The following is a 23,707-nucleotide window of genomic DNA, read 5'->3' as shown; positions in this document are numbered from 1 at the left end:
CCACGCCAAGCGGGCCGCGGCCCGCGAGGCGGGGCGAATCAGGCATCGGCGCCGCAGCGAACACCCTGAATCCGGCCGCTGTAGCCCAAGGCGCTCGCTGACGGTCGGGGTCAGGGTCCTTCAAGCGTGTTGCGGAGGTGGGCGGCAGCCCTGGGGAGCGGTACCCGAGTCTGGTCACCGGATTGCATGTCCCGGAGCGTGACTTCCCCGGCGGCTTGTTCGTCGGGGCCGTACAGAACGGTGATTCGGGCGTTCTGCTCGTTGGCCCACTTGAGCTGTTTGGCGAGCTTCGTGGAAGAGCCCAGGTAGGTGCCCACGCGCAGGCCCTCATCGCGGAGTTCGGCGGCCAGGCGCATGAGGTCCTCTTCGCCGCCGAGCACTGTCAAAGCTACGTCGAGGCCACGTTGCTCGGTGAGCTGGGAGCCCTGGATGGCAAGGATGCGCTCGACACCGATGGATCCGCCGCAAGCAGGGCGGTCAGGCCCCCCCAGGGAAGCGACAAGTTGGTCGTACCGTCCCCCGGCAGCAATCGAGCCCGGGTATCCGGCAGCCTCCACCTCGTAAATGACGCCTGTGTAGTAGTCGAGGCCGCGCACCATGCGGGGGGCGTAGACAATGTGCTCGCTCGCGAGGCCGGCACTGGTGGTCAGCTCAATGAGCCGGTCGACCTCGGCGAGCCCGGCTTTGCCCTCTTCCGTTGCGTCCAGTCGCTCCCGGACACGGTCCGGGGTATCGGCGGCAACGTCACCCACAAGCGCCTCGGCAACTTCAGGGGTGAGGCCCCGGTCCACGGTGAGTTCCTTGGCGACGGCCTCGGCACCGATCTTGTCGAGCTTGTCGAGCGTACCGAGGACGCCGGGGCCGCCGGCCGGGTCGATGCCGTAGACATCCAGCAGGGCGTAGAGCGCCTTGCGGCTGTTCACCATGAACGTGAACTCATGCACGCCCAGGCCGTCGAGGCCCTTGGCGAGCGCCAGCACGATTTCCGCGTCGGCGAGCGGGGAGTGCGATCCGACCGTGTCAATGTCGCACTGGACGAACTCGCGGAAGCGCCCTTCCTGCGGGCGGTCGGCACGCCACACCGGGCCGATGGCGTACCGCTTGTAGGGGGTGGGCAGCTTCGCGCCGTGAGTGCCGATGACGCGAGCCAGCGGCACCGTGTGGTCGTAGCGCAGCGCGAGGTCAGCCTGCCCCGATGCCTCGTGCACACCGCGCTTGAGGATCTTGAAGATGAGTTTCGACGCCTCTTCGCCGTACTTACCGGTGATGACGTCCAGATTTTCGAAGGCGGGCGTCTCCAGGGGGTCGAACCCGAAGTTTTCGAAGATCTGGGAGAGCGTGTTGAACGCTGCCCTCCGGCGGCGTACCTCATCGGCCAGGAGGTCCCTGGTACCCGACGGCGTCTGAGCGGCCTGCCCCATGCTGGTGGTTCTCCCGGTGTCTGGCGAGTTGCGGCGTCTGGGTCAGCCTGTATCCTACTGCGCTTGATCCGTCACTGGCTGCCACTGCGGGAAGTATCGATTCAGCAGCTCCAGCAGCTTCTTCTGCTCGTCTGCGTCTCCGTAACCGGTGTGCAGCAGCGGCGTCCCCATGACCGGAGTCAGCTCCTGCCACCCGCCGAGTTCGTCCATGAGCCGTGCCGTGCCGGTCATCAATGACATCGACATCTGGGGGACGAGCGCGTCCAGGCAGTGAGCCATGTAATAGATCGAAGAACGTCGCACAGCCGAGGAATCCACGCGCTCGCTGTAATTGGCCTCGCTGTAGTGCGGGTAGCACGAATCGAGCATGTTCTTCGGCACGTCCCAGACTGGCATCAGCACGTCGGTCGAACCAGTCCGTCGCTTTGGGAACGGCATGGGGCGACGCCCGTTCACGAGACAGAACAGCAGCTCCGCCATGACGTCTTCGCGGTTGTAGCCGACGAGAAGCTGTGACCCGTTGACCTCCTCGCAGATCGCGCGGCCCGCAAGGTTGATGAAGAACGTTCCGAAGAAGTGGGCCAGATCGGCGGTGTAGCGGTCGGAGAGCTCCTCCCAAAGGCGCTCGGGGGACTCATTCATCCCCAGGAGTTGGGCCATGTCCTTGGGGTACAGGACACGGTGCTCGAATCCAGCCTCGGAGCACAGCTCTCGGGCTCGGTCGGCCGCGGACTCGGGCCAGATCGGGGGCATGACCAGGGTGAAGCAGGTGATCTTGGAGGCATCCAGATTCTGCTTGCTCGCATAGCGGTGCATGCCTTGCACCAGGGTGTTGCTGTCGCCGCCACCTGAGATGCCGGCGACCAGCGGGAGGGAGGCGTCCTGCCGGGTCAGGAAGTCTGCGATCTTCCCGAAGATGATGTCGCGCATGCCCTCGGCATCAACCAAGTGGACCCGGTGCGTCGGGCTCTTGGCCTCGTCCGCCCACTGGAAGTCGAACATCGCGGCAACCGGATCTTGACTGTGATGCACCGTCTCCATCTCGTTGGGGCGCAGTGCGTCGATATCCGTGTTGCGTATGCACTGCAGGATGACGTTGCGCCCCTCGGGGATCTCGCTGAGGGCCAGGGACATGGGTACGGCCTTTAAGGTGCCGTCGCCGGGCGCTTCATACGCTTGGAACAACGACGGGGGGAAGCGGTTTGCCAGGAGAAGCTCACCGAGCGTCAGTTTGTCCATGGGCTTGGGCTGCCGCACCCCAGCCGAAAACAGAAGCGTGACGTTTCCCCAGCTATTCACCGCGTACTCCATTCCCTGGCTTTCAACATTGACGTGCTCAGCTCCTGCTTAGATGTGCGCTGTCAGCGCAGGAACAGCCAGCACCTCTTCGACCCGCGCGCTGGTCATCCGGTCCATGCCGGCCTCGGGGAGAGTGCGCGTCATGATCTGCGCCAGATCATGTGCTTCGGTGTGATCTTCCTGAACCTCTATGGTTTCGACGGCCGTCAACTGATGGGGCATTACATCCTCCATGCCTGTCGTCGGTTGGCCCGCAGCAGTGATCCCTGATCGCAGCCGAGCCAAACCACCACCGTAACAGTGTGCGAATGTGTCATGACCGAGTGTGAGTCGAGTTGGCTGGATCCTTCGGAGCGGTAGCCGGATCTCCGATGGTGTGGCGAGGTATCCCTGCTATCGGGCCGGAGGCGGCGCCATAACTTCGCACGGCATCCACTTTCCAAGAGCTTCGGGTACAGGGACCGTGCCGTCCGCCCGCTGGCGTTGCTCCAGCAGCGCGGGCAGCAGGCGACTGGTCGCCAGGCCCGAGGCGTTGAGTGTGTGGACGAGGGCCGTCTTGCCCTGGCTCGGCTGGTAGCGGATGCTGCCGCGGCGGGCCTGGTAGTCACGCGCGTTCGATACCGAGCTGACCTCGACGTACGCCCCTACGCTCGGCAGCCACACCTCGACGTCGTAGGTCTTGGCCATGGCAGCGGTCGTGTCCTGGGCGGCCAGGCGCGTGACGCGGTAGTGCAGGCCGAGTCCGGCCACCAGCTCCTCGGCTTTGGCGAGGAGTTCCTCGTGCGCAACGACCGAGTCTTCGGGGCGCGTGAACTGGAACATCTCGACCTTGTTGAACTGGTGGCCGCGCAGCGTGCCCCGCTCTGCCGTACGGTAGCCGCCGGCCTCCTTGCGGTAGCTGGGCGTATAGGCGAAATACTTCTTGGGCAGCTCGCTGCCGGCCAGCGTCTCGCCGCGGTGCAGATTGACCAGCGCGGTCTCGGCGGTGGGAAGCAGGAACTGCTCGGGGCCCTCCTCGCCGTGGCGCACGGTGAACACCTCGTCGGCGAACTTGGGAAACTGCCCGGCGGTGTACCCGGCCGCGTAGGTGAGCAGATGCGGTGGCAGGACGAACTCGTAGCCGTCGCGCAAGTGCGTCTCAGTGAAGTAGTTCAGCAGCGCCCACTCCAGCTGAGCGCCCTGGCCGAGGTAGATCCAGAATCCGCTCCCGGCGAGCTTGGCGCCGCGCTGGTAGTCGACGAGCCCCAAAGTTCGCGCGAGGTCCACGTGGTCCTTTGGCTCGAAGGTGAACCGGGGCGGCTGCCCGACGGTGCGGATAACCTTGTTGTTTTCCTTGCCTCCGGCGGGCACCTCGTCGTCGGGCAGGTTCGGCAGTGGGGCGAGGAAGGCCCTGTGGGCCCGCTGCAGTTCGGCCAGGCGCTGCTCGGCGGCGGCCAGCCGCTCGGTGACGGTCTTGGCCTTGGTGCGCAGGTCCTCAACGGCTTGGTTCGCGCGCTGCTGCTGCGCGATCCTCCCCGAGACCGCCCTGCGGTCGCCGCGCAGCCGTTCCACCTCGCCGCGGACCCGGCGCAGGTCCGCATCCAGCCGGAGGAAGGCGTCGATGTCGACGTGCACGGCGCGTTTGGCCAGCGCCGCTAGTACGTAGGCGGGGTTGGTGCGGATGAGCGTGATGTCCAGCATCTGCCGGAACTCCGATCGACCAGGCCCACAAGATGGGCGTGATCCCTTGGGGGCGCGGGCGAGAAGGGGCAACTCGCGGTGCCACCGCGCCTTCGCCGCCGACACGTTTGCAGCGGCCTCGATCATGACCCGGTCACGGGGGTCGGCCGGCGAGGCATTGGGCCGCCTGCGGGTGGCCTTTCCTCCTCGCACTCGGGAGGGGATTCACTCCGGGGCGCGAGGCCGCCGTCACAGCGCCTGGCGGCTCTCTCGGCTCGCGTGATCCCGGGCTACTTGGCTCCGTCGTCGCGTTGTCCCCAAGATAGGGCGCCTGATGGTCGCGTAGCTAGCGAATTCGCCCCGGGGGAGGCAGAGCGCCGAGTCGGCGTGGCTTCCAGGCATTGTGGATCCAGCTCTGTCGCCCCGCGCGCTCTTTCGCGACGAGGTCGCACAGCGACTCCGTGACAGGGGCGCCGATGCCCTCCTCCCGACCGGATAGAACAGGGGCAGCGAGGGCCTCGCGCCGGGCATCCACACGGCATTCGCCCACGGCAGACGAGAAAGGGCCCCAAAGGACTGGAACCTCCTCCGGGACCATGTCAACGTACAACGTCCCATAAAACACCAGGTCGGCGGAGGGACGCGGGCTCTCCGGGGCGACCGGCAGCAGGCCGGCAGCCCGGCAGCCCGTACCCGCGACCTGCTCGGACTTGTGGCCGAGGGCCGACCCAAGGAGGCTCAGCTGTCGAATCTCGCTCTCCGATCCGTTTGCTTCACTGCCCCTGTCCTCTTGGCGCTCGGCTCCCTGAACGCGTGGACCGCACAGCAGCGTGACGACTACGGCGCCCTGTCCACGGCACTGTGTCTCTGTGTCTGTGTGGCCGGGCTGTTCGGTGAGGACCTGGTGCAACGGCTACCGCCGTGATCGAGAGGTCCTCGCGCACATTGCAGTGCATCCCGGAGCCGCAACACGACACGTTGCCCGAGCCGTTGGTGCTTCCGAACGTGTCGTGGCCCGCAACCTTGACCGACTCGCCGCCGACGGGCTCCTGGTGGTCGTCTCGGACGGCGCGACTCCCGCTCTCAGGTCGTACCGGCTGGCTGCCTGAGCTTCGTCCGCTAGGAACGGTCCGTGGATTTCCCTGTGTGGGCGCGCAACATAGACCACGATCGCCGGTTGGCCAAACCGGCGATTCTGCAGACCCTTGAATCTTCCAGGGGATGCCTTGGGTGTCCCGACGACCCATTTGAGGAGTCAAGTAGCTTGTCGCAGCCTGCAATAGACGAATCGGCGCTGCTTTCCTCGGAGCAGATCCGTCTCCTGCTGGGATGGGTGCGGGAAAACGCCGCGGTAGAGGGTGCCGTGTACCCGTTCCTTGTCTCCATAGCGGAGGCGGCCCTGTCTCCCGGCGAGGCGGTTGCTCTCCGAGTGGACGATATGACGCTTCCGGAAGGGGAGTTCGGCGAGGCGTCGATCCGTGCTGGTGAGGGCCGGAAAGTGCCTGTCGCTCCTGAGCTCGTCATCCTGCTGCGGGGGTGGATCAGCAGGGCCGACCTGGAACCGGGCGATCTGCTGTTCCCCTCTGAGCGCGGCGTCCCGTTGTCTTCTTCGGTGCGCCGGCGGGTTTGGAAGCAGGCTCGCGAGGCGGTCCTACGACCGGACGAACTGGAAGCAGGACTGGGGGAGCACGTCACCAGCCTGCGCGACTCCTGCCTGGAGAAGTGGCTCAATGCGGGCGTTCCTGTGTGGGGTGTTGCCGAGTGGGCGGGCGTGACCCCGAGTTGGCTTGCGCTGCGATACCCGCACTGCTTCCGCGCGGAGGATACCGAAGTCGACTGGGACCATCTGGCCCAGGTCATGGCCCTCCCGGACTCGCTCAAGTCGTAATTCTGCCCGTGCTGGCTGACAACCAGAGCACGGGCGCCACCAGCTTTCCCTCCTCTGCACCGGCGGTCCTAACCCCAACGACGCCGTCACGAGACCGGCCGCTCTCTGGTCGGACTCGCTCCGTGGCGCGGTCCCACTGCCCTGTCACGGGTGGTTCACCTTCGCATTGGACCGGCTAGCCCAGCTGCCGACTCGCCGGGCACCCACCCCACCCCGCCCTATCACTCAAGGTCCCCTCCATGCCTGCACGCCTGCTGTCGATCCCTGCCGTCGCCGCCGCCCTGGACGTCGACCGCCGCACCGTCTACCGCTTCATCGCCGCAGGAGATCTGCCTGTCGTCGACCTCCGTACCGGACCAGGCCGGTCCCGCGTCCGGGTCCCTGCGGCGGAGCTCGATGAGTTCATCAGCCGCCGCGTCGTCGCACCGTTGGCAGCCCGCCGCTGACCTTGGCCCATCCCGGCCTCCGACATCGTTGAACAAGGAGCAAGACCTCGTACCTCCGCAAGTTGAAGTCCGGCAAGTGGCAGGCGACCGTACGCAACCGGCTAGGAGACCGGTTCAGCGAGTCGTTCCCCCTTAAGGCGCAGGCCCGCGCCTGGGGCGTGGAGATGGAGACCCAGTTCGCCCGCGGAGGCATGCGCGACCCGCGGGCCGGTGAAATGGCATTCCGTGAGTGGCACGACCGATGGTGGGGAGCCCGCATTGTCGAACCACACACGCTGCGCGGCGACGCCTACAGCATCAAGAATCACGTCATGCCCCACTGGGCTGCCTGGGAGATGCGGGCCATCACCCGCATGGACGTCCAGAGCTGGATCCGCTCCCTGGTCGAGAAGGGCGCGGGAGCTGCCGCGATCAAGCGGGCGTACAACCTCACGTCCTCCATCATGCGAGCGGCCGTCGACGATGACGTCATCGCGGTGAGCCCCTGCCGCAGCATCGACCTGCCTCAGATCGCGGTCAAGCCGCCGCAGTGGTTCACGCTCGACCAGGCGCAGAGCATCCTGGACGAACTCCCCGCCGCTTGGCGGACGATGTGCCTGCTTGGCTTCTACACCGGCCTGCGCTGGGGAGAGCTCTCCGGCCTGCATCGTCACCGCATCGACAGGCGTCGCTCGCGCCTGTTCGTGGTGGAGGTCAACGCCAAGAGCGGCATCAAGGAGTACCCCAAGAGCTCCAAGAGCCGCCGGGAAGTCCCTCTCCCACCTCACGTTCTGGACGCACTCGAACGCCACATCCATCGGCTCGACCGTGACGCCCTGGTCTTCACCACCATCACCAAGGGTCGTGCTGGCCGCCGCCTCGATGACGGCAACTGGCGACGGCAGACCTGGTGGCCCGCCGTCGAGGGCGCCTACTACTTCGACACCGACGGCGAGCAGCAACTTGTTCCGCACTATCCGCCGCACTCCATGCGTCACACCTGCGCCTCGTGGCTCGTCCAGAAGGGAGTCTCGCTCTATGAGGTCCAGCACCTCCTTGGCCACGAGAGTTTCCAGACCACCCAGCGCTATGCGCACCTCCAACCGGACGCCCACAAAGCCGTCCTCGGTGCCTGGGAGCGCCTGGACGTCCCGTTGAACATCCCCGCATAAACGATCCTCCTCCCTGGGCCTCATGGACAGGGCGGAGGCGTCTGCCTGATCAGGGGCTCTGCGCGACCTTCTCGTCGGGCGGCGTCCAGCATCCCTTGCTGTCGAACGGCCAGGGATGGGGATAGAGATCGCCTTGAAGGTGTTCGCGCAGAGCCTCACGGCTGGCGGGGGGATCCGGTGGAGTCCGCAGTGGCGCGGACAGCGGATTAATCCGTTCCGCGTACGCCTCGGCCCATTGCAGCCACTCCAGTTCCCCCGCCGAAGCGGACGCGCCATCGGCTCGGACGCGGGCCGCGCGGGAGAAGGCGCGGATCTCGTCGGCCCGATGCCATGCTTCCACCTGCTCGACCAGGACCTTCGCTCAATGGCGTTCGACTTGCCGCTCCCGAGCCTGCGCAACAGCCGAGTACCAGCTGCGCCGCAGTTCGGGCCATGCGGAGTTCCTCCTGCTGCTGTTGGCGTTCGGCTGCCGCGGCACGGTGTTCGAGATCACGCAGAAGATGTCCCAGGCGGGACTCCAGTGTCCATCGTGCGCCGTCGCTGTGCGTGTACGAATGCTGGTACCAACTCCCCGCGGGCGCACCGAGTTCGAGGCGTCCGTTGAACTCGTGATCGTACTTGGGGATACGAGTCCAGGAATTGCGTTGCTGCTGGCGGATCTCCTGAGTGGACGACTCATGCGGCACCTTAGTTGTCCGCTCCGTGATCGCAAGCGGGAGCGCCTGGCCGCGGATGTCGATGACCATCTGGTGTATGGCCTGGCCCCGTTGGAGATCCGCAGAGGAGCGTGCCGGGCGTCTCTCTGGGGTCTCGTAAGGCGGCAACTGCTTGATTTGGCATGCTGTTTTCCCTGGGCTCATTACCCTGTGTCCTTGGGGGCCGAGGCGAGCGGGGGCAGGCATGACCACGGGGGATGCGGTGCGTCGAACGGCCGTGGTGGAGCGGGCGATTGCGTCAGCCGATGAGCTCTTCTCTCTGGAGGGCATCCCAGAAGGAGTCGTCGTACCGGAGCCGGAGGGCGAGGCGGCGACCGAGGCGGCGGTCGAGCGACTCGGTACCCGGTTCGCCCGCCTGGACGGTCAAGTACGGCACGCGCTGAGACGTACCCGAGATCACGCAGGCAATCTGTCGAGCGATCGTCTCCAGGGACTCTCGGAGATCGTCCAGAACGCCGAGGACCTCGGTGCCACGGAGGTACGCATTCTGACAAGGGGACGGGAACTCCTCGTCGCCCACAATGGCAGTCCCGTACGGTTGCCGGACGTTCTGGCCCTGGCGATGCCCTGGCTGACCAGCAAAGCGGAGCAGGCCGAATCCACCGGCAGGTTTGGGATCGGCTTGATGACCCTGCAGTCCCTTTCATCCCATCTGGAGGTTCACTGCGGGCATTACCGGTTCCGCGTCGGGGATCCGGACATCTCCGTGGCCGAGCCGTTCCCGGTACCCGACTGGTTCGCGGGTGCCACCTGGACGGTACTGCGGGTTCCACTGGAGCGGGGTGTGCTCAGTGCGGACGAGGTGGACGCGTGGCTTGCCGAGTGGGGGGACAGCGCGCTGCTCTTCCTCGGCAGCGTCGGCAGTGTCACGCACCTGGACGAGCAAGGTGAGGTCCGGCACCGGCTGGCGCTCGACCGCGAGGTCGGCGAGGCATTCGAGGCCCAGGTGGGCGGGCGGAGCGTAGCAGTCGAGACAGGCGTGGCGCGAGCTGGCGATGGCTCCCGGTGGATGGTGTGCCGTGCGACCGTTCCTAGCCCCTCTGGGATCACCCGGTCCCACAAGGCGGGCGGGCCCACCACCGCACTCGCTGTGGCTCTTCCGCTGGGACCCGATGATGCCGGGCGGATCTACGCCAGTCTTCCCGTCGCGGACACGGCTCTGGCTCTCTGCGTGAGTGCCCAGTTCGACCCAATCGCCAGCCGACAGGCGCTCGACGACACCCCGTGGAACCGCGCCCTGAACGTATTGGTCGGCGACCTGTGGGCGGCCGCTGTCCTGCGGCAGTTCCGGCGGGATCCGGCACGAGCATGGCGCGCCGTGCCGCTCCCCGACGACGTGCGCGATTCCCGTGACCCGGTCGCCGCGCTGGAGCGACTGCTCCTCGACCGGGCCAGGGCGGGAGTGTCCCACGGTCTCGTCCTCGACGTCGCGGGGCAGGGGCCGCTCGGCCTGGGCGATCTCGCGGTGGAGGACGAGACGCTGGCCGGCGTGGTCACCGAAGAGGAGGTCTCCCGCGTCGCGCAGTGCACCGCCGTACTGCCCAACGTGGCACGGGACGAGGACGGCCGGTGGCGTGAGGTGCTGGCGGACTGGGAGGACCACGACGGCGCGGTTCCCATGACGGTGGACCTCTACGACGCGCTGCGCCTCCTCGACGACGAAACCCGGTCACCGCAGGCGAACGTCCGCCTCGCCGCGGCGGGACTTTCCGCAGACATGTACACCTCCTTGCTGTCGAGCCGGTGGCTCGTGGACAGCTCCGGGGGCCGCCACCTTGTGCCCCGGCGCGAGGAACCTGCTCTGTTCACCGACGTCCCACGGGGCCTGGGCGCCAGTCTCGGGTTCTCCCGGGAGATCCATTCGGCGTTCCTCGCCGACACCGACGAGGCACGGTCGGTGAGGGCGTGGCTCCGCAATCGTGAGGCACTGCTTACCGACGCGGATGCAGTGGCCGTCATCCGGCGCCTCGCCGCCATCGGCGCCGCAGGGGGCAGCGGCCCGAATGTTCTGCGCCTGGCGGATGACCAGCTCGTCGAACTGCGCGATGGTTTCGCTCACTTGCCAGAGTCCGACCGCGAGACCTTGGGCCGGGATGTGGGACGCGCCATCCGGTTGCAGGGGCATCGGTACGACCATGCCGGAAAACGTGAGGCCATCGACGTCTCTCCCGCCAGGGCCTACCTACCCGCCCGACTGGACAGTTCCGAACGCGAGGAGAGCTTCGCCTTCGCCGCCGGCCGCACGGCCGGGCCAGTGTGGCTGCGGTCTCGGTACGCCGAGGTCCTGCAGCGCGGTGCCACTGGGATGGGCGCCCGGAAATTCCTGAGACTCCTGGGTGCGGAGACCGCACCCAGGTTGCGCAGGCACCCAGGGGGGCGGGAGCGCTTCACGCAGAGCCCCAAGGGGCTGCCGGCGAACGTCATGTCGGGACCCCGGGCACGCACAGATGCCCTGCGCGCTCAGGGCGCGACGTTCACACTCGACGACTACGACAGCCCCAACCTACGTGCCGTCGCCTCCAACATCGCGGCGGAGCAGGACCCCCAGGCCCGCAGGCACCGGGCGGTAGCCCTGTTCCATGTCCTCGGCCGGGCCTGGAGCCGCCTCTCCGACCACGACGAGGTCGCTGCCGTCTACGACCACTACGTGTGGCAGGACCGGGGCAAAACCGCAGCCTTCTGGCTCTGGCAGTTGCGCGACACACCATGGCTGGACAACGGGAACGGCACGCCGTCCGCCCCGGCCCGACTCCGCATGCGAACCACCAGCAGTGTCGCCGTGTACGGGGCGGACAACACGCGATTCCTCCATCCCGAGATCCAGCAACTGATCGGCAGGCGCAGCGACGTGCTGCGCGCCCTGGACATATCGGAGGAGGCCCGCACCGAGGACCTAGTGGAATGCGTGCAACGCCTGCGCCGACAGGAGGAGGAAAGCGGGGATAGGGACGTGCCCGCGGCACTGATCCTCTACGAGGCTCTGGCCGAGCGCACCGTTGGCCGTGGTGTCGGCGCCTTCGGGGAGATGCCTTTGCGTGCCGTGCTGCGGGCGTTCGGCGAGGGGAACGGCCTCGTCCTCACAGACTCCGGTTGGCGCAGGCCGGGCCAGTGCCTGCGCGGGGCGCCGCTCTTCGGGCCGCTCCGTGCGTTCGCGCCGACGTTTCCGGGCAGCGAGGCGTTCTGGCAGCGGCTCGGAGTACGGGCGCCGACTGTGGACGACGCCACGGCCGTGGTCAAGGAGCTGGCACAGTGGGACCGGAAGCAGGGTCGGGAGGAGCAGGACGGGACGACCCAGTCCATCGTCCTGCAGACCCTGCAGATGCTCGCCGTTCTGGGCCGTACCCAGCCAGGTGTGTTGACGGCCAAGCGCCTGGGGCGGCTCCCTCTGTGGACGAGCCAGGGCTGGCGGAGCAAGCGGCCCGTGTATGCCGTCGAGGACCCGGTGGTGGCTGAGGCGTTAGGCCGTGAACGTGCGATGTGGTGCCCGGGAGCCGAACTGGAGCAGTTCAGGCCGCTGATCCGGGACCTGCGGGTGACCGAGCTGGCCGCAGAGCACGTCACCGTGTACAGCCCTAGCCTGGCTCCGGCGGACCCGGACTTGACCGCGCTGGTCCGGTCGGCCGTCACCCACCTCCGTGAGGACCTGCAGCGCAACGCCGCGAACGTGGCCCGGTCGCTGGACTGCTCCTGGGACGAGCTCGCGGACCTGACCGTGCGCATTGCCCCTCACCTGGCCTGCCGCGTCGAGCTTCCGGACACGGGCGAGTCGGTCACCGTGCCCGTGGACGCCGGGATCGACTGGTCCTCGGGAACGTTGTACGTCCGCGACACGGCTGCCCTGACACGTACGTCCGGGGCCGGTCGGTCGATCGCCGCACGGTTTCCGGGCCGCAGTCGGGAAGCGGCTCTCGCATGGGGAGCCGCTTGTGACCAGGCTGAGAAGGGCCGTACGGCCGTACAGCTGAGCCTTGCCGACGACCAGGTGCGGCGCGACCGGGAAGCTGCGGAGGCCGAACGCGAACGCCGGCTCAGGGAACTCGGTGACGAGGTGGACGAACGCCGTACCGCCACTGGGGCGCAGGCCGGCGTAGCGGCCGGCACCCCACGGACATCGATGCCCCTCCCGCCTGCCCCCAACAACCCGCCACCCGTGAGGGGTCCGTCTGCCCCTCCTGGCACACCCGCCGCCCCACCGCGCAGGCTCGTCGACCCCGACAGGCTCCGGCTCGTTGACCCGAGCGGCGCCATCACGCCGCCGAAGTCCTCGGTCGCGGGCGCGCCCGTCGCACGACCGAGCGCGTTCACCTCGGGTACGTCCGGACTGCCGCAGCCCCGTGCCGGATCGGCAATCCCCCAACAGCACACGACACCGCGCCCCTACTCAGGCACGGAACAGGAAAAGGTGGCCCTGGACGTAGTGCGCCAGGCACTCGCCGGCGACCACGACTGGCTGCGCGACCTGCGAGCCCAGCATGGTCTCGGCGCCGACGCCGTGGACGCACTGTCGCGCTTCTACGAACTCAAAGCGTACGGAGGCGCCGAACCGGACACGGTGCAGCTGACGCCCGCGGAATTCCAGCGAGCCACGGAGAGCGACGACTTCTTTCTCGTCATCGTCTCCGGGCTGGAGGCTGGAACCGCCCCCGTGTCCGTACGCATCATCCCGCAGCCGCTCCAACAGCTGACCTGCCGTCCGAGCAGCAGCGTGACGATCACGGGCATCAGAGCCGCGCACAGCCGGGTGTACCAACTCAAGGAGGAGAGATAAGCCGTCGGTCATGACGCTCGTTTGACGCTCCAAGCGCCCTTCACGCAGGACGCACGACCAATAAACCGCTTCTGACCTGGCATTTTCCCCGGCACCTCTCATGGCGACATCTTTCCGATGACGCATCATGTGGAGTGCGTTGTGGTGCTGGAACGGGCAGCCAAGGGCGCCTGACCTGCGGTCTTGTGATTGAGACGCTGAAATGGCGCTCGCGACGCCCGGCTCTTGTGGTGTCTCAGGCGGTTCCCTCGTCTGCCTGCTCCGGCTCTTCTGACGGGGCCGCCGAGACCGTCGAGGCGCTGTTGGTCGCCGCCGCCGCAACGCCGGGCCTCGGCGCAACTCCTCGAGAGCGCCGAAACCTTCCGCGGAGTGGGAGGGGACAGCACCAACACTCAAGGCGTCCCTCGCAGTCCCCCTCGCAGGCGGCCTACCACTGCGAGTGCGCTGACCCGGGACAGCTCATCGGAGTGCCCCTGCCTTGTGGGTGCCCCGGTGACCTGGTGCCCCGGTGACCTGGTGGTCCGGCGACCTAGCGGCCCGGGACAGCCCGAACCACCGCGGAAGTGCCCCCCCAAGTCGTGCCGCACCCGTAGGATCGTGTAACTTATTCGAGTTGCCACGGAGCCGACAGGCCCCACGGCAGCCATCCCGCCGCTTCAGCGGCACACCACTACCGAACGGCCCCTCACCGGGAACAATTTCGGCATGCCGAAATTTGGACCGGGACTCGATTATGAGCCGCCGAGGGATTCCGCTAAAGTAGTGATCACGCCGAAAGGCGCGAAACCTCTCCGACAGGTAATCGGAATCGAATTCAGACCGGCAACGGACCGAATTCGCTTCTGATAGAGTCGGAAAGGCCGAAAAGCGAAAGCGAAACGGCCGACCCCGCTCCAACAGGGAGCCAGAGACGGAAACGGATCTGGTACGGTTGGAAACGCGAAGAAGCCGAAAGGCAGAAACGCACCGGCGAAAATCGGGCCCGCAAGGATCTGATAGAGTCGGAAACGCAAGACCGAAGGGAAGCGCCCGGAGAGCCTGGTGAAACAGGCACAAAGGAAGCGTCCGTTCCTTGAGAACTCAACAGCGTGCCAAAAGTCAACGCCAGATATGTTGATACCCCGTCCACCGGAAACACTTCCGGAGGATGAGGTTCCTTTGAAAAGCCCACCACGGCCCAAGCGGTCGGGGTGGCACACACAGCGAGGACGCTGTGAACGAGAGGGCTTATTCCGCCCGCTCGTTCCGCTCTCGTGTGTGTTGACCCGATTACGGGTAAACATTCACGGAGAGTTTGATCCTGGCTCAGGACGAACGCTGGCGGCGTGCTTAACACATGCAAGTCGAACGATGAACCTCCTTCGGGAGGGGATTAGTGGCGAACGGGTGAGTAACACGTGGGCAATCTGCCCTTCACTCTGGGACAAGCCCTGGAAACGGGGTCTAATACCGGATACGACTACCGACCGCATGGTCTGGTGGTGGAAAGCTCCGGCGGTGAAGGATGAGCCCGCGGCCTATCAGCTTGTTGGTGGGGTGATGGCCTACCAAGGCGACGACGGGTAGCCGGCCTGAGAGGGCGACCGGCCACACTGGGACTGAGACACGGCCCAGACTCCTACGGGAGGCAGCAGTGGGGAATATTGCACAATGGGCGAAAGCCTGATGCAGCGACGCCGCGTGAGGGATGACGGCCTTCGGGTTGTAAACCTCTTTCAGCAGGGAAGAAGCGAGAGTGACGGTACCTGCAGAAGAAGCGCCGGCTAACTACGTGCCAGCAGCCGCGGTAATACGTAGGGCGCAAGCGTTGTCCGGAATTATTGGGCGTAAAGAGCTCGTAGGCGGCTTGTCACGTCGGATGTGAAAGCCCGGGGCTTAACCCCGGGTCTGCATTCGATACGGGCAGGCTAGAGTTCGGTAGGGGAGATCGGAATTCCTGGTGTAGCGGTGAAATGCGCAGATATCAGGAGGAACACCGGTGGCGAAGGCGGATCTCTGGGCCGATACTGACGCTGAGGAGCGAAAGCGTGGGGAGCGAACAGGATTAGATACCCTGGTAGTCCACGCCGTAAACGTTGGGAACTAGGTGTGGGCGACATTCCACGTCGTCCGTGCCGCAGCTAACGCATTAAGTTCCCCGCCTGGGGAGTACGGCCGCAAGGCTAAAACTCAAAGGAATTGACGGGGGCCCGCACAAGCAGCGGAGCATGTGGCTTAATTCGACGCAACGCGAAGAACCTTACCAAGGCTTGACATACACCGGAAAACCCTGGAGACAGGGTCCCCCTTGTGGTCGGTGTACAGGTGGTGCATGGCTGTCGTCAGCTCGTGTCGTGAGATGTTGGGTTAAGTCCCGCAACGAGCGCAACCCTTGTTCTGTGTTGCCAGCATGCCCTTCGGGGTGATGGGGACTCACAGGAGACTGCCGGGGTCAACTCGGAGGAAGGTGGGGACGACGTCAAGTCATCATGCCCCTTATGTCTTGGGCTGCACACGTGCTACAATGGCCGGTACAATGAGCTGCGATACCGCGAGGTGGAGCGAATCTCAAAAAGCCGGTCTCAGTTCGGATTGGGGTCTGCAACTCGACCCCATGAAGTCGGAGTTGCTAGTAATCGCAGATCAGCATTGCTGCGGTGAATACGTTCCCGGGCCTTGTACACACCGCCCGTCACGTCACGAAAGTCGGTAACACCCGAAGCCGGTGGCCCAACCCCTTGTGGGAGGGAATCGTCGAAGGTGGGACTGGCGATTGGGACGAAGTCGTAACAAGGTAGCCGTACCGGAAGGTGCGGCTGGATCACCTCCTTTCTAAGGAGCATCTATATCTCGCAAGAGATCCAGAGCCACTACGTCGGCAAATGTTCGACGGTGGTTAGCTCATGGGTGGAACGTTGACTATTCGGCGCACTTGATTGGTTGTCACTAGTACTGCTTCGGCGTGGAACGTGGGGATTGATGGAGTGGGCCGGGCGCGCTGTTGGGTATCTGAGGGTACGGACTTGAGTCTGGACCTTCGCGATGCCGGCCCCGGTGAAGCATCCTGGTAAGGGTGTGTGACGGGTGGCTGGTCGTTGCTTGAGAACTGCACAGTGGACGCGAGCATCTGTGGCCAAGTTTTTAAGGGCGCACGGTGGATGCCTTGGCACCAGGAACCGATGAAGGACGTGGGAGGCCACGATAGGCCCCGGGGAGCTGTCAACCGAGCTTTGATCCGGGGGTGTCCGAATGGGGAAACCCGGCAGTCGTCATGGGCTGTCACCCGCTGCTGAACACATAGGCAGTGTGGAGGGAACGCGGGGAAGTGAAACATCTCAGTACCCGCAGGAAGAGAAAACAACCGTGATTCCGGGAGTAGTGGCGAGCGAAACCGGATGAGGCCAAACCAGTCACGTGTGATACCCGGCAGGGGTTGCGTGGTTGGGGTTGTGGGAGTTCTCTTTTGCAGTCTGCCGGCTGTGAGGCAAGTCAGAAACCGTTGGTGTAGGCGAAGGACATGCGAAAGGTCCGGCGTAGAGGGTAAGACCCCCGTAGCTGAAACATCAACGGCTTGCTTGAGAACCACCCAAGTAGCACGGGGCCCGAGAAATCCCGTGTGAATCTGGCGGGACCACCCGTTAAGCCTAAATATTCCCTGGTGACCGATAGCGGATAGTACCGTGAGGGAATGGTGAAAAGTACCGCGGGAGCGGAGTGAAATAGTACCTGAAACCGTGTGCCTACAAGCCGTGGGAGCGTCGCGCAGAGACTTGTCTCTGCGTCGTGACTGCGTGCCTTTTGAAGAATGAGCCTGCGAGTTTGCGGTATGTTGCGAGGTTAACCCGTGTGGGGAAGCCGTAGCGAAAGCGAGTCCGAATAGGGCGTTGAGTAGCGTGCCCAAGACCCGAAGCGGAGTGATCTAGCCATGGGCAGGTTGAAGCGGAGGTAAGACTTCGTGGAGGACCGAACCCACCAGGGTTGAAAACCTGGGGGATGACCTGTGGTTAGGGGTGAAAGGCCAATCAAACTCCGTGATAGCTGGTTCTCCCCGAAATGCATTTAGGTGCAGCGTCGTGTGTTTCTTGCCGGAGGTAGAGCACTGGATAGGCGATGGGCCCTACCGGGTTACTGACCTTAGCCAAACTCCGAATGCCGGTAAGTGAGAGCGCGGCAGTGAGACTGTGGGGGATAAGCTCCATGGTCGAGAGGGAAACAGCCCAGAGCATCGACTAAGGCCCCTAAGCGTGTGCTAAGTGGGAAAGGATGTGGAGTCGCAGAGACAACCAGGAGGTTGGCTTAGAAGCAGCCATCCTTGAAAGAGTGCGTAATAGCTCACTGGTCAAGTGATTCCGCGCCGACAATGTAGCGGGGCTCAAGCACACCGCCGAAGTCGTGTCATTGCAGCATGAGGGTCAACGCCCGCTGTGATGGGTAGGGGAGCGTCGTGTGCCGGGTGAAGCAGCCGTGGAAACGAGTTGTGGACGGTTCACGAGTGAGAATGCAGGCATGAGTAGCGATACACACGTGGGAAACGTGTGCGCCGATTGACTAAGGGTTCCTGGGTCAAGCTGATCTGCCCAGGGTAAGTCGGGACCTAAGGCGAGGCCGACAGGCGTAGTCGATGGACAACCGGTTGATATTCCGGTACCCGCTTTGAAACGCCCAATATCGAATCCATTAATGCTAAGGCCGTGAAGCCGGCCTGGAGTCTTCGGACAAAGGGACGTGGTGGAGCCGCCGATCCAAGGTGGTAGTAGGTAAGCGATGGGGTGACGCAGGAAGGTAGTCCAGCCCGGGCGGTGGTTGTCCCGGGGTAAGGGTGTAGCCCGTCATCTAGGCAAATCCGGATGACTTGAGGGTGAGACCTGATGCCGAGCCGATTGTGGTGAAGTGGATGATCCTATGCTGTCGAGAAAAGCCTCTAGCGAGTTTCATGGCGGCCCGTACCCTAAACCGACTCAGGTGGTCAGGTAGAGAATACCGAGGCGTTCGGGTGAACTATGGTTAAGGAACTCGGCAAAATGCCCCCGTAACTTCGGGAGAAGGGGGGCCATTGCTGGTGATGAGTCTTGCACTCTGAGCTGGTGGTGGCCGCAGAGACCAGCGAGAAGCGACTGTTTACTAAAAACACAGGTCCGTGCGAAGCCGTAAGGCGATGTATACGGACTGACGCCTGCCCGGTGCTGGAACGTTAAGGGGACCGGTTAGTCAACTTTCGGGTTGGCGAAGCTGAGAACTTAAGCGCCAGTAAACGGCGGTGGTAACTATAACCATCCTAAGGTAGCGAAATTCCTTGTCGGGTAAGTTCCGACCTGCACGAATGGCGTAACGACTTCTCGACTGTCTCAACCATAGGCCCGGTGAAATTGCATTACGAGTAAAGATGCTCGTTTCGCGCAGCAGGACGGAAAGACCCCGGGACCTTTACTATAGCTTGATATTGGTGTTCGGTTCGGCTTGTGTAGGATAGGTGGGAGACTTTGAAGCGGCCACGCCAGTGGTTGTGGAGTCATTGTTGAAATACCACTCTGGTCGTGCTGGATGTCTAACCTGGGTCCGTGATCCGGATCAGGGACAGTGTCTGGTGGGTAGTTTAACTGGGGCGGTTGCCTCCTAAAGAGTAACGGAGGCGCCCAAAGGTTCCCTCAGCCTGGTTGGCAATCAGGTGTTGAGTGTAAGTGCACAAGGGAGCTTGACTGTGAGACTGACGGGTCGAGCAGGTACGAAAGTAGGGACTAGTGATCCGGCGGTGGCTTGTGGAAGCGCCGTCGCTCAACGGATAAAAGGTACCCCGGGGATAACAGGCTGATCTTCCCCAAGAGTCCATATCGACGGGATGGTTTGGCACCTCGATGTCGGCTCGTCGCATCCTGGGGCTGGAGTCGGTCCCAAGGGTTGGGCTGTTCGCCCATTAAAGCGGTACGCGAGCTGGGTTTAGAACGTCGTGAGACAGTTCGGTCCCTATCCGCTGTGCGCGTAGGAGTCTTGAGAAGGGCTGTCCCTAGTACGAGAGGACCGGGACGGACGAACCTCTGGTGTGCCAGTTGTCCTGCCAAGGGCATGGCTGGTTGGCTACGTTCGGAAAGGATAACCGCTGAAAGCATCTAAGCGGGAAGCCTGCTTCGAGATGAGGACTCCCACCTCCTTTGAGGGGTTAAGGCTCCCAGTAGACGACTGGGTTGATAGGCCAGATATGGAAGCCCGGTAACGGGTGGAGTTGACTGGTACTAATAGGCCGAGGGCTTGTCCTCAGTTGCTCGCGTCCACTGTGTAGGTTCTGAAGTAACGACCTGTGATTGTGCCGGGTTGGTTAACTTCATAGTGTTTCGGTGGTCATTGCGTTAGGGAAACGCCCGGTTACATTCCGAACCCGGAAGCTAAGCCTTTCAGCGCCGATGGTACTGCAGGGGGGACCCTGTGGGAGAGTAGGACGCCGCCGAACAATCATTGTGGGAAAGCCCCGCACCTTATGGTGCGGGGCTTTTCTGCGTTCAGGGCCCGTCAGCCACCTCCCATGCGCCGGTAGCCTGCGCCGGCTTTACAGGGTCATCAGTCGAGGCCGTCGGAGGGAAGGGCACCGGATAGGAATTCCGGGCGCACAGAGGGGCTCCTGAGGGAGCAGGTGACGGCCGCCCCGCCGCTAGGATTCGGCTCCGTTGCGTATGCCACTGCTACGCCGCCCTGCTAGATACCCCTGTCCTGCAAAAAGCCCTCCGTGACGGCGGGCTGGACACAGTACGGCAAGAGCGTGCCGGCCGGACTCGAATTTGGGCCCAAGTGTCTAAGGGCTGTCCTGTAAGTGGGGTTCATTCAGGCGAAGCCCAGCGGTACGTGCTTCTCGATGCAGAGCCGCAGGACGGTCGCCAGCTTGCGACCGTCCTCGATGTGCTGGTGAAGCATGTCGTCGCCATCCTGTGCCCACTGATCGGTGATGGTCTCCAGGCGGGGCAGAATCGCCGCGCAGTCGGCGGGCGAGAGGTCGTCACCGCCGTCGTCCGGATGATCGAGGAGTGGCTCCAGCGCAGTGGGCACCTCGCTCCACGGCCGTTCGCCGCCGAAGCCCCACATCTCGGAGAGCGTGAAACCCTCAGCCTGAGCCAGACGCCGCCGGAACGCAGCAAAGCCGCTGTAGGACCAGGAGACATCAGGACTGCTCGTGTCTCCATCGCCCGGAAAAAGAACCGAGCCCCATGCGCCCTCCCTGCCCCGCGTGCTGAGCACACAGGATCGACGAGATAGGGCAGGACCGGCAACCGAGATGATCTCCGCCTGGCTGCTGTGATCACTGCGTCGGAGTCGTCCTGGATAGCCCCGTTCACCGGGGGCTGAGCCCACGGCAGTTCGGCAATCTGGTCACTGCTCTGCGGCGCGAGGGAGTGGATCCGGTACGCAGAGGGAGTGGATCCGGTACGTAAGGGTCGGCCGTGGGGTCTGCCGTTGGAGGACCGGGTCCTGATGGTGGCCGCGTACTGGCGCACCAGCTTGACCTTGAGGCATCTCGCGCCGCTCTTCGGCGTCTCAAAGTCGGCAGCCGACCGCGTCGTCGATCACCTTGGGCCGTCACTCGCGCTCCAGCCTCGCCAGCGGTTCCGCAAAGACACGGTGCTGATCGTGGACGGCACTCTGGTATCCACCCGAGACCACCGCATCGCCGAGCAGTCGAAGAACTATCGGTACTCCACCAACCATCAAGTCGTCATCGACGCCGACACCCGGCTGGTGGTTGCTGTCGGCCGGCCGGTGTCCGGGAATCGGAACGGCTGCAAGGCGTGGGAGATCTCCGGCGCCAAGGCTGCCGTCGACAAGACAACGGTGATCGCGGATGGCGGCTACCGGGCACCGGTCTGGTCATCCCACACCGTCGAGAGCGTGGTCAGGCCGAACTCCCGGGCCTGGAAGGAAGAGCACAACACCTCCCATCGCAAGGTCCGCGCCCGCGTAGAGCACGCCTTCGCCCGTACGAAGACCTGGAAGATCCTCCGCGACTGCCGCCTCAAGGGCGACGGCGTGCGCCATGCCATGCTCGGCATCGCCCGCGTGCACAACCTCACCCTCGCCGGTGACGGAAAACAGGCTGGTCAAGCAGCCTGTCTTAGATCATTTACGGGACAGCCCTTAAGATCACCACATCCGAACTGCGGCCCGACGGGCTTCCTGAACAGGACATGCCCCCACCCGCACGAGTCTCTCGTGCCTTGGGGGAACCACCTCGTGTCCATGCTCCTGCTGAAGCTTTCGGCGCAGGATCTGCTTACTCTCGATTCGCGTGACCGGATGGTGCCGCACCTTGCTGCCCGGTGGCGGTACTTCCGGGGAGCAGACGCATCGGAGTCGGAGCGTTCCGCATGGGCGGAGAGCCTGGTGAGCCTCGCGAACGACCTGGTTGCGGCGGGACGTGGGAACGTGGAGATGATCGTCGAGTGTGCTGCCACGCTCGATGAGGCGATCTGCCCTGGTGATCCCCGCCTTATCGACGTTGTTCTGGTGGGACGGCATCCAAAGCGTCACGTTGCCTCTGTGCAGTTGGTCGAGTTGAAGCGTTGGTCGACGGTGAGCCGGGTGGAACGGGCGACCGCGGATCTGTTGCACGTGCCGGGCATCAAAGGAGAGAAGAAGCATCCGGCGCTGCAATTGGGCGCATATTACGAGGCGTTCACGAGCGCTCGCGGCCCGTTCCAGGGTGCCGACTTCGAATGTGGCGGTTTCGCCTACCTGCACAATGCCACCGACGATTCCGTTCGGACCCTGATCGACGTGGACGCACCGACTGGCTCCTACGCCCGCATATACACGAGTGATCGGCGCGAGCAGCTGCTGTCCGACCTCAGGAAGCACTTTGCCGAGGACGGTGCGGCCTCCGTGGCCGAGAGGATGTTGCAGAGCATGGGTCTGCGCAACACCCCGCTGCTCGACGCCATGATCTGGTCCCGAGGAGCCGACACCGTCTTCACCCTGCGCGGGCGCCAGAAGGAGGTTGCCGACCAAGTGCTGGAGACGGCTTCGAAGGTCCTGCCGAACCCCCGGCACCCCGCCTTGGTGCCGGATGAGCGGCGGGTGATCTTTCTCGTGACCGGTGGTGCGGGAACGGGCAAGAGTGCGATCGGCCTACAGATCAAGGCAGAGTTGGAGGCCCAAGGCCGTACGGTCAAGTACGCCAGTGGCAGCCGGGCCTTCAACGGGGCCCTTCAAGAGCACGTCGGCTACGGAGATAGGCAGTTCAGGGAGACGTTCACCTATTTCAGTAACTTCGTCACCCCACCCGACCCGCTCTTGGACGTGCTGATCTGCGACGAGGCACATCGTCTCCGGGACCGGTCGACCAGCCGATTCTGGAAACCCGAGGACTGGGGCACGGGCCCACAGGTGGACGAACTCCTCGCGGCGTCCCGCCTGACGGTTTTCTTCCTGGACGAGGGTCAGTCCGTGCGACCGAACGATGTCGGTACCGTTGATCTGATCAGAGAAGCGGCCGAACGGCGCGGCGCTCGGATCGTTTCGTACAAGCTGCGGGAACAATTCCGATGCGGTGGCAGTGACGCCTACGTCCGCTGGGTACGGGCATTGCTCGGAGTGACGGACGAGGAGCCCGGTAAGTGGCGACCGGACGGACTGATGCACATCGAAGTGGCGGACACCCCGGACGATCTCGAACAGATCATTCGTACGGAAGCACTCGCCGGTGCGTCCGCGCGCATGGTCGCCGGCTATTGCTGGCCATGGACGAAGCCGCTCGGCAAGGAGCGAAGGCTGGAGCCCGACGTCCGCATCGGTGAGTGGTACCGGCCGTGGAACGCGGACAGTGAAAGCTACTGCGAGGACGGGGCGCCGCCGTCGAGGATCTGGTCCGTGAATGAGAACGGCCTCGGCCAGATCGGCTGTGTGTACACGGCGCAGGGGCTGGAATGGGACTGGTGCGGCGTGATCATGGGTGAGGACATGGTGCGCCGCGATGACCGGTGGGTGTTCCGACGGGGCAAGGAACGCAAGACAGCGGAGCCAGGCATCAAGCGGGTCGCCGAGCCGGGTTCGTTCGATCCGAAGGTGAAAGCCGGCAGTGTCGACGACGAGGAATTCGCACGGCTCGTCCGGCACGCCTATCACGTGCTGATGACCCGGGCCAGCCGCGCCACGGTCCTCTATTCCACGGACAAGGAGACCCGGGACTATCTCAAGAAACTCGTCGGCACGGCCGAGATCCACGGATTGCGTCCCACCTGGGAGAACTTGCCGGTGGAGGCGCGTATGCCGCATCTTCCTCGGCCGGGCCGAGGACGGGGCAAGGGAAGACGTCGTAAGGGTGCGGGGTCGCAGGCGCCTGATCTACGGCTGTTCTGAGTAGCGCTGTTGCACGAGTGAGGTGGCGGGCTCACCGGGCCCGCC

Annotated in this window: 13 protein-coding genes and 3 rRNA genes; 10 read left to right on the top strand and 6 right to left on the bottom strand. The window is 64.5% G+C overall.

Annotated features, from left to right (window positions below):
* Positions 1-110: 110 nt before the first annotated feature.
* The 4 genes from hisS to serS form a co-directional block, all read right to left on the bottom strand.
* Positions 111-1,421 (bottom strand): histidine--tRNA ligase, encoded by a 1,311-nt coding sequence (gene hisS, locus STRNI_RS10995; RefSeq protein WP_277411108.1) that lies wholly within the window; start codon positions 1,419-1,421, stop codon positions 111-113.
* A gap of 54 nt (positions 1,422-1,475) precedes the next feature.
* Positions 1,476-2,732 carry a tRNA lysidine(34) synthetase gene (locus STRNI_RS10990; protein ID WP_277411107.1) on the bottom strand — a complete coding sequence of 419 codons (1,257 nt, stop codon included), beginning with the start codon at positions 2,730-2,732 and terminating at the stop codon, positions 1,476-1,478.
* Between the two features lie 36 nt (positions 2,733-2,768).
* Positions 2,769-2,942, bottom strand: a complete 174-nt coding sequence (locus tag STRNI_RS10985) for a hypothetical protein (RefSeq protein WP_277411106.1) — start codon at positions 2,940-2,942, stop codon at positions 2,769-2,771.
* A gap of 171 nt (positions 2,943-3,113) precedes the next feature.
* Complete coding sequence (gene serS / locus STRNI_RS10980) at positions 3,114-4,400, bottom strand: serine--tRNA ligase (protein ID WP_277411105.1); 1,287 nt, start codon at positions 4,398-4,400, stop codon at positions 3,114-3,116.
* Positions 4,401-5,169: 769 nt separating this feature from the next.
* Here serS and STRNI_RS10975 point away from each other — a divergent pair.
* The 5 genes from STRNI_RS10975 to STRNI_RS10960 all read left to right on the top strand — a co-directional run bounded on the left by STRNI_RS10975 (position 5,170) and on the right by STRNI_RS10960 (position 7,864).
* Complete coding sequence (locus STRNI_RS10975) at positions 5,170-5,304, top strand: hypothetical protein (protein ID WP_277411104.1); 135 nt, start codon at positions 5,170-5,172, stop codon at positions 5,302-5,304.
* Positions 5,249-5,488, top strand: a complete 240-nt coding sequence (locus STRNI_RS41325; RefSeq protein ID WP_338149726.1) for a winged helix-turn-helix transcriptional regulator — start codon at positions 5,249-5,251, stop codon at positions 5,486-5,488. Before STRNI_RS10975 ends, STRNI_RS41325 begins: the two co-directional genes overlap by 56 nt.
* A 155-nt stretch (positions 5,489-5,643) precedes the next feature.
* A complete protein-coding gene (locus STRNI_RS10970) occupies positions 5,644-6,267 on the top strand; it encodes a tyrosine-type recombinase/integrase (RefSeq protein ID WP_277411103.1) in 624 nt (207 codons plus the stop codon).
* Between the two features lie 239 nt (positions 6,268-6,506).
* Positions 6,507-6,713, top strand: coding sequence for a helix-turn-helix domain-containing protein (locus tag STRNI_RS10965; protein ID WP_277411102.1), 207 nt, complete (start codon positions 6,507-6,509; stop codon positions 6,711-6,713).
* Between the two features lie 62 nt (positions 6,714-6,775).
* Positions 6,776-7,864 (top strand): tyrosine-type recombinase/integrase, encoded by a 1,089-nt coding sequence (locus tag STRNI_RS10960; protein WP_277411101.1) that lies wholly within the window; start codon positions 6,776-6,778, stop codon positions 7,862-7,864.
* 49 nt (positions 7,865-7,913) lie between these two features.
* Here STRNI_RS10960 and STRNI_RS10955 read toward each other — a convergent pair whose 3' ends face one another.
* Positions 7,914-8,204, bottom strand: a complete 291-nt coding sequence (locus tag STRNI_RS10955) for a hypothetical protein (protein WP_277411100.1) — start codon at positions 8,202-8,204, stop codon at positions 7,914-7,916.
* A 560-nt stretch (positions 8,205-8,764) separates the two neighbouring features.
* On the opposite strand from STRNI_RS10955, the gene STRNI_RS10945 reads away from it, so the two are divergent.
* The 4 genes from STRNI_RS10945 to rrf all read left to right on the top strand — a co-directional run bounded on the left by STRNI_RS10945 (position 8,765) and on the right by rrf (position 19,769).
* Positions 8,765-13,348 (top strand): sacsin N-terminal ATP-binding-like domain-containing protein, encoded by a 4,584-nt coding sequence (locus STRNI_RS10945; RefSeq protein ID WP_381845861.1) that lies wholly within the window; start codon positions 8,765-8,767, stop codon positions 13,346-13,348.
* Between the two features lie 1,282 nt (positions 13,349-14,630).
* Positions 14,631-16,159 (top strand): 16S ribosomal RNA (locus tag STRNI_RS10940).
* A gap of 299 nt (positions 16,160-16,458) precedes the next feature.
* A 23S ribosomal RNA gene (locus STRNI_RS10935) occupies positions 16,459-19,578 on the top strand.
* 74 nt (positions 19,579-19,652) lie between these two features.
* A 5S ribosomal RNA gene (gene rrf, locus STRNI_RS10930) occupies positions 19,653-19,769 on the top strand.
* The 16S, 23S and 5S rRNA genes sit together here, the layout of an rRNA operon.
* Before the next feature lie 368 nt (positions 19,770-20,137).
* On the opposite strand, the gene STRNI_RS41320 is transcribed toward rrf, so the two are convergent.
* Positions 20,138-20,395 (bottom strand): hypothetical protein, encoded by a 258-nt coding sequence (locus STRNI_RS41320; RefSeq protein WP_159485736.1) that lies wholly within the window; start codon positions 20,393-20,395, stop codon positions 20,138-20,140.
* Positions 20,396-20,782: 387 nt separating this feature from the next.
* On the opposite strand from STRNI_RS41320, the gene STRNI_RS10915 reads away from it, so the two are divergent.
* Positions 20,783-23,662: a DNA/RNA helicase domain-containing protein gene (locus STRNI_RS10915; RefSeq protein ID WP_338149725.1), complete on the top strand. Its 2,880-nt coding sequence runs from the start codon at positions 20,783-20,785 to the stop codon at positions 23,660-23,662.
* The last annotated feature ends 45 nt before the right edge of the window (positions 23,663-23,707 follow it).

The organism is Streptomyces nigrescens (assembly GCF_027626975.1).
Taxonomy (GTDB): Bacteria; Actinomycetota; Actinomycetes; order Streptomycetales; family Streptomycetaceae; genus Streptomyces; species Streptomyces nigrescens.
Note: the sequence above shows the minus strand (reverse complement) of the source record. Positions and strands in the feature narration are given on the sequence as shown.

What these genes read in the sequence shown, in the direction of transcription:
- hisS (WP_277411108.1), bottom strand. Translation starts at nt 1,421, where the DNA reads ATGGGGCAGGCCGCTCAGACGCCGTCGGGTACCAGGGACCTCCTGGCC.
- STRNI_RS10990 (WP_277411107.1), bottom strand. Translation starts at nt 2,732, where the DNA reads ATGGAGTACGCGGTGAATAGCTGGGGAAACGTCACGCTTCTGTTTTCG.
- STRNI_RS10985 (WP_277411106.1), bottom strand. Translation starts at nt 2,942, where the DNA reads ATGCCCCATCAGTTGACGGCCGTCGAAACCATAGAGGTTCAGGAAGAT.
- serS (WP_277411105.1), bottom strand. Translation starts at nt 4,400, where the DNA reads ATGCTGGACATCACGCTCATCCGCACCAACCCCGCCTACGTACTAGCG.
- STRNI_RS10965 (WP_277411102.1), top strand. Translation starts at nt 6,507, where the DNA reads ATGCCTGCACGCCTGCTGTCGATCCCTGCCGTCGCCGCCGCCCTGGAC.
- STRNI_RS10945 (WP_381845861.1), top strand. Translation starts at nt 8,765, where the DNA reads ATGACCACGGGGGATGCGGTGCGTCGAACGGCCGTGGTGGAGCGGGCG.
- STRNI_RS41320 (WP_159485736.1), bottom strand. Translation starts at nt 20,395, where the DNA reads ATGTGGGGCTTCGGCGGCGAACGGCCGTGGAGCGAGGTGCCCACTGCG.
- STRNI_RS10915 (WP_338149725.1), top strand. Translation starts at nt 20,783, where the DNA reads ATGGTGGCCGCGTACTGGCGCACCAGCTTGACCTTGAGGCATCTCGCG.